Below are 5,243 nucleotides of genomic sequence, written 5' to 3' on the forward strand. Positions count from 1 at the left end.
ATGGCGATTTGGTCTGGCCCAACTCAAAGCTGGTGCGAGTGGGCGACCGCCGTCATGCGTCACTGGATTTTAGTTGGGCCTGGTAGCGCCGCGAAGCAGTCTGTTCCTGAATTTACATGTCATCCGACATGTATTACCATGTCATGACATATGTCCAAATAAAATGATAAAGGTTTGATATATGCAGATTCTTCGAGTTGCGATAGTGCCAGCATTGGTGATGTGTCAGCTCACCTTCGCCCAGCAGCAGGCGCCGGCGAGCGCAGAAGTGCAGGGCAGGGTCATCGAGGAGGTGATTGTCAGCGCCAACAAGACCGAGCAGAGCGTGCAGGACATCGCCGGTTCGGTGCAGGCGCTTACCGGCGACATGATGCAAAAGGCGAATCTCACCGACTTTACCGAGATATCCAAGTACATCCCCAATACCCAGCTGACCGATGACGGCCTTGAGCCGACAATCGCTGTTCGCGGCGTGCGTTCGGTCGCCGCGATCGGTGGTGGTGACAATTCTGTGGGTTTGGTTATCGATGATCTAGCCCTGTCGCGACAGACCTATTTCCATGCGGGATTTTTTGATTTGGAGCGAATTGAAGTGCTGCGTGGCCCGCAAGGTACGCTGTTCGGCAAGAGCACAACGGCCGGTGTATTGAATCTTGTCTCCAATGCACCAACCGATGAGTTTTCTGGATATATCACGCTGCGGAAAGGCGAGCATGATGAACAGGCTCAGTTAGCTGTCAGTGGGCCACTTACCGATAATATTCGTGCACGAATTGGTGTGCTGTACGACCGGCCGGGATCACAGCAGACCAATACCTTCAATGGCGACGACGTGGGTTTTATCGACCGCAGCGCAGCGCGCGTAAAACTGGCGTGGGATATCTCAGACACGAATGAATTGACCCTGTTCTGGACCACGGCAGAAGTGGATCATATGTACCTCAATCAGAAGTTTGATTTTGTTAACGATCAAACTCGGGACTTTATTGACGACTACGATCCGCAGTTTGATACGGATATGTTCAATGACAAAATCTCCTTTGATTTTGAACCACAAACCTGGATTGATCATATGCAATCGTTTGGTGCGCGGCTCGAATCGGATTGGGGTAGCCCGCTGGCCTTCGATGCGCTGTCGACAACCCTCATTCTGGGTGGCACCGATATGGCGGTGAATGCCCACGGCGATGTTGACTACAGTCCGGCCGATATCATCCGAATTCCTGTGGCAATCGAAACGGTTCGTATGTCACAACTCGAAGCTCGGGTGAACGGTACTTTGCCTGGCTTTTTTGCGCTGGGCCGGGGCAGTACCGAATTCATTACTGGCATCTTCGCGCAAAAAGAGCAGGTTCATTACGATTATCGCATTGTCGGTGGTGATGACACGATCGCATGGCTACTAGGCCCGGGTGCACAAGCCGCGGGAGGGCCGGCAACTGGTGGGTTCGGGCCCGGTATCCTAAATTGTCCGACCTGTGTGATACCGGCATCCGGTTCGTTGGCGGGTGACGGTGTAAAAATTCTACCCGCCATGGATACCAAGGCCTTGGGAGTATTTGCACACATGGTTTATCGTCCGATTGAGCCGCTGAGTATAACCCTGGGTTTACGCTGGGACAGAAACAAACGCGATGCCAACATGCCGGTGATTAAGCTCCATCCCAGTGGTGAAGGTGACCTATCGGTGTTAGCGCCACTGCTGGGTGCCGAAGAAGACGTGGTGCTCACTCCGAAGATTCGCGAGCGCAAAGTATCTCCGAAAATCAGTTTGCAGTATGAACTGTTTGGAGGCGATGTGGTTACTTACATGACCTGGCAAGAAGGCTACAAGGGCGGGGCATTTAATTTCTTTGCGCTCAACGAAAGTAGTACTCAACAAGTTGAGCCAGAGCAGGTCGAATCCTACGAAGTGGGTATCAAGAGTGTGTTAATGGATCGATCGCTTTCGATGAACCTCAGCGTATACGATTCCGAGTTTACCGACCTTCATGTCTACGTGACGACTGGGGATAGCGTGTTGCCCCTTCAACAGCTGGCGAATGCCGCTAAGGCCAGAACGCAAGGCGCGGAGTTCGATGCGATGTTTATGCCGGGCTTTGCTCCCTGGCTGACATTGAGTGGTGCTGTCGCCTATAACGATGCTTATTACGAAGAGTACCCGAACGGACCGGACGGCACTGATTTCGCTGGAAAAACCCTCGCTGCTGCTCCTCTGTGGAGCGGTGTGTTAACGACGGAACTGCGTTTTCCGCTACCACTGCTTGAGGATAGTGGTGCGATATCCTGGGCGGTGGATGCAACCTATTCCAGCGAATATTGGACTGACGCGGACCTTGCCCCGGAGCTGATCATTGATGAAGCACTGATTTACCATACACGACTCTCTGTGACGCCGGCGTCTGAAGCGTGGTCACTCACCTTGGCCATAAACAATGTCACCGACGAGAAAACCTATTCGATCCGAAGTGATACAGGCGGCGTATGGCCAGATGCCATTGTCGGGCGTGCGGCGCCGCGCCGGCAGGCGTCGCTGGACTTCAGCTGGTTTTGGTAAAACCCTGTCAACACATAAGCGATAGATTGAGGAAGATGCGCAATGAAGGAAAAATTGTTGGAAGAAGATATCAATCGACTTGGGTTTTGGTCAGTTATCGCTGCATTCGCGTTGGCGCTTGCATCGGGTTTCTTTCCGCTCGATGCGCCTGGTGGCGCCGAGGCGGTGCACGCCGATCGAGCGGCCTGGCTTAGTGCGAACGGTGGTTCATTCATCATGGGCTGGTTGATTCAGATCGCATGGATGAGTGCATGGACGGCGACGATGTTTGTACTTTGCTGGATGGTGTTTGCTGCCCGTCCGATCCGGGCGCTGATTGCCGCTATGTTTGTACTGGTGTCTTTTGTGGCGTTTATCATCCCGAAATTTATTGCGGTATGGACGATCCCGCAGCTGGGTGATGCGATTGTCGATGGCGGCGCAGGCGCTGAAATGGCCGATGCGCTGCTGCTGATTTTGAATGTGTCGATCCCGTATTCGCTATACACTTCTTTGGATTACCTCGGATTTTGGATGTACGCACTGTTTTCCTTGATGATAGCTGGCCCGCTGTTTGAGCAGGCAGCGGAGTCACGCAGCATCAAGATCGCGGCGGTGGCGCTGGGCCTGTTTGGCTTGATCTGGCATGTAATGATGATCGCGGTCTTTATGGACGCGGCGGGCAGCGCCGCGATTGAGATCGCAGTTGCTGCGGGGTTCCTGCTTATACTCATCGCGTTTGTTGCTGCGGCGATCAAGTTCAAGTCGGCAATGTGACGCGGCACCCGAAAGACGTCGGTTGACCGGTATACTGTTTAGCTTATCGTAAATATGTGCTTCTAGAGATTAGGGGGGAACCCAGGTGGAGGGTGAGTAGTGAGTAGACAAGCAGTACAAGCGGTAGAGCTGACTGATCGCAGAAAACAGATATTGCAGGCAGCCATCGAGATTATCGCCACGGAAGGTTATTCAGCGCTGGGTATGCGTTCGCTGGCACGTGCGAGTGGGCTAAAACTCGGTGCTCTGCAGTATCACTTCGCCAATTGGGAGGCGTTGTTGGTCGCACTGGCGAGTTACATCAGCGACGTATATAAGGCTGGTTGGCATGATCTGCAGGCGCGTGGCGTGGGTAGCAGTCCGGTAGAGTTCATACAGATGCTTTTGGAAGATGCCCCGGGGAACGCGTTGTTATCAGACCGCTTATGGCCGCAACTTTGGGCAATGGGACAGGTTGAACCGCTGGTCAAGGAATTGGTTGACGGTATCTACGCGCAATATCTGTCGTTGCTAGAGCGAGCGCTGAAAACAGCCGGCAGCCCGGCGCCGCGAATTGAGGCGATTGCCCTGATGTCTTTGGTTGAAGGTTCGACGATATTTATTGGAGAGGGCCGCCGTTGGGAAAAGCACCGAAAGCAGGTTGAGAAGTTTGTGCTGGATGCGATCAGAGAGAGATCGGGCGCATAGCCCTTAGTGTGATCGCGCTATACATGTCAAACGACATGTATTAGTATATTAAGCCGTGCCGGCAGGGTTGTATTCGCTGTCGGTTCGTATGACTAATTACAATAATGGTATAAGCCATGCAACACCTTGCAAGCATATTGAGCGATGCAGCTCAGCAGTACGGTGATCAAATCGCGCTGGTGATCGGCACCGACGAATTTTCTTTTATTCACCTTGATGCCTTATCCAATCAGGTCGCAAGCGGACTGGTTGCCAACGGGGTGTCGCCCGGCGATCGGGTCACTCTGTATGGGGCTAATGCCTGGGAGTGGGTGGTCAGCTACTACGGTATTCTCAAAGCTGGCGCCGTAGTCAATCCGATCAACGTCATGTTAACCCCGGAAGAGGTCGAGTTTGTCGTTGAAGACTGCGGCGCCAAGGCGATTATCGCGTCACGCGAAAAAGGTTTGCCACTCGTTGAGCGACTCTCAGGATCGGGCATCGATTCCTTGATCCTTTACGGCGATGATATTCCCGATGGCGCGATTAGCTTTGAAGCAATGCTTGCGCAAGGTAGTGAACAATTCGAAGCTGTTCTGTCCCCGCCGGAGAGTTTGTCTACAATTTGCTATACCTCTGGTACTACCGGCAAACCAAAGGGCGCAATGTTGTCGCATCGTGCCGTTGCCACCAATATTGCCATGACCGGGCTGATGCACGGCCGCAACTCCAGCGATGTTGTTGTCACCGCGCTACCGTGCCCGCATGTGTACGGCAATGTCGTGATGAATGCCATGTTCCAATGCGGCGGCAAGATAGTGATTCATCCGCTGTTCGACCCGGGCGAAATGCTCGCTTCAATGCAGGCGCACAAGGCCACGATCTTTGACGGCGTGCCCACCATGTACATGTTCATGTTGAACCATCCGAAAGTGGGGAAATTCGACCTGTCTTCGTTGCGATTGTGCACGGTTGGCGGGCAGCCGATGCCTCCGGCGAAGATGCGGGAGGTCGAAGAACGTTTTGGCTGTCCGCTGATTGAGTTGTGGGGTATGACTGAGCTCGCCGGGCTCGGCACTACCTTTGCGTGGAATGGTGAATATCGCCATGGTTCGATCGGTGTGGCGATACCCTACGTCAGCGCCCGAATCGTTGACGTCGATGACGCATCTAAAGAGATGCCCGCCGGAGAAGTGGGTGAGCTGATGATTCGCGGTGCCATCGTTATGGACGGCTATTTTGGCAACGAAAAGGCAACACAAGA

General features: G+C 53.5%; 4 protein-coding genes. All 4 read left to right on the plus strand.

All coding sequences use genetic code 11. The annotated features are described in order from the left end of the window. The first annotated feature begins 181 nt into the window (after positions 1-181). Positions 182-2,557 (plus strand): TonB-dependent receptor, encoded by a 2,376-nt coding sequence (locus ABYP39_RS17100; RefSeq protein ID WP_372783794.1) that lies wholly within the window; start codon positions 182-184, stop codon positions 2,555-2,557. 42 nt (positions 2,558-2,599) lie between these two features. Further along, complete coding sequence (locus ABYP39_RS17105; protein WP_372783796.1) at positions 2,600-3,313, plus strand: hypothetical protein; 714 nt, start codon at positions 2,600-2,602, stop codon at positions 3,311-3,313. 99 nt (positions 3,314-3,412) lie between these two features. Further along, positions 3,413-4,000: a TetR/AcrR family transcriptional regulator gene (locus ABYP39_RS17110; RefSeq protein ID WP_372747206.1), complete on the plus strand. Its 588-nt coding sequence runs from the start codon at positions 3,413-3,415 to the stop codon at positions 3,998-4,000. Between the two features lie 116 nt (positions 4,001-4,116). After that, positions 4,117-5,243: class I adenylate-forming enzyme family protein (locus ABYP39_RS17115; RefSeq protein WP_372783798.1), on the plus strand; the 1,127-nt coding region annotated here is incomplete at its 3' end.

It is taken from the genome of Litorivivens sp. (assembly GCF_041625495.1).
GTDB lineage: Bacteria > Pseudomonadota > Gammaproteobacteria > Pseudomonadales > Spongiibacteraceae > Litorivivens.